The sequence below is a fragment of the Brucella sp. HL-2 genome, from assembly GCF_025846885.2.
GTDB lineage: Bacteria > Pseudomonadota > Alphaproteobacteria > Rhizobiales > Rhizobiaceae > Brucella > Brucella quorumnocens.
This window is the reverse complement of sequence record NZ_JAOYTK010000073.1, coordinates 1-1,024: the sequence shown is the minus strand read 5'-3', so window position 1 is coordinate 1,024 and position 1,024 is coordinate 1. Positions and strand designations below refer to the sequence as shown.

The following is a 1,024-nucleotide window of genomic DNA, read 5'->3' as shown; positions in this document are numbered from 1 at the left end:
CCCATTGCCGATCATCAAGCCAGAATTCTCCTGCCATGCTCCAAAACTCCCGTTATCAGGAGAGTGAATCATGAAGAAGTAATTTGATCAAATGTTTAATTGGGTTTGGAGCCTAGAGCAGGCCTTCTTCTTTGAGGGCCTTTCGGGTGGCAGGGCGCGCCATGACGCGTTCGCGCAGAGCAAGGGCCTTCGGATAGGCCGTAAGATCGACCTTCATCATGAGGCCCCAACCGATGATGACGGATACATAGGCATCGGGTTGCGTAAAATCGGCCCCAAGCCAGAAGTCCTGGTCGCTTGAAAGCATCGTTTCAAGCTGCCCCATACGACGATTGATGGAGGCAACCACTGTGGCCTTTGCTTCTTCAGCCAAATTGGGCGCGAACAGACCGCCGAACGCTGTATGCAGATCGCCGCAGAAGCCGAGCGCTTCCTGCAAACAGGCACGTTCAATCGTGCCATAGGCAGGCTTGAAGGCTGCAACGTCAGAATGATCACCGATATACTGCAGAATTGCTGCATTCTGCGTAATCACGACACCGGATTCAACCTCGATAGCAGGTACTGCACCACGAGGATTGATTTTCAGGTAGTCGGCACCACTCGCTGTCTTCTTTTCCTTGAGATCGACCACTTCAAGGTCGTAGGAAAAGCCCGCTTCGCTGAGCACGATGTGGGGTGCCAATGAACATGCGCCGGGTTTGTAATAGAGCTTCATCACGGTCTCCGTTGAGATAGTTTCGCTTGAGCTTCTATCAGTTTGCCGCGGGGCGACAAAATTCTTTGCTATCACGATATTGGGATATGGATTTGCTGGCGTCGTGACTTTATTGGGATGACTTTGTCTTTCCCGGCTTTCACTGGCTTTAAACGCAAATAGCCCCGTCGGAGACGGGGCTATTTCTGATTTGGTTGCGGGGGCAGGATTTGAACCTGCGGCCTTCAGGTTATGAGCCTGACGAGCTACCGGGCTGCTCCACCCCGCGCCAGGGTGTTTATTTTGAACCGGTTGGGTATTTTTTGC

General features: G+C 52.4%; 1 protein-coding gene and 1 tRNA gene. Both read right to left on the bottom strand.

Going from position 1 to position 1,024, the window contains the following annotated elements; all coding sequences use genetic code 11:
• Nucleotides 1-112 precede the first annotated feature (112 nt).
• Nucleotides 113-718 (bottom strand): glutathione transferase, encoded by a 606-nt coding sequence (gene gst, locus OIV19_RS23595; RefSeq protein ID WP_264234340.1) that lies wholly within the window; start codon nt 716-718, stop codon nt 113-115.
• Between the two features lie 191 nt (nt 719-909).
• Nucleotides 910-986: transfer RNA gene (locus OIV19_RS23590), tRNA-Met, on the bottom strand.
• Nucleotides 987-1,024: the final 38 nt, after the last annotated feature.

Coding starts and splice junctions, on each gene's coding strand:
- gst (WP_264234340.1), bottom strand. CDS start 718: ATGAAGCTCTATTACAAACCCGGCGCATGTTCATTGGCACCCCACATC.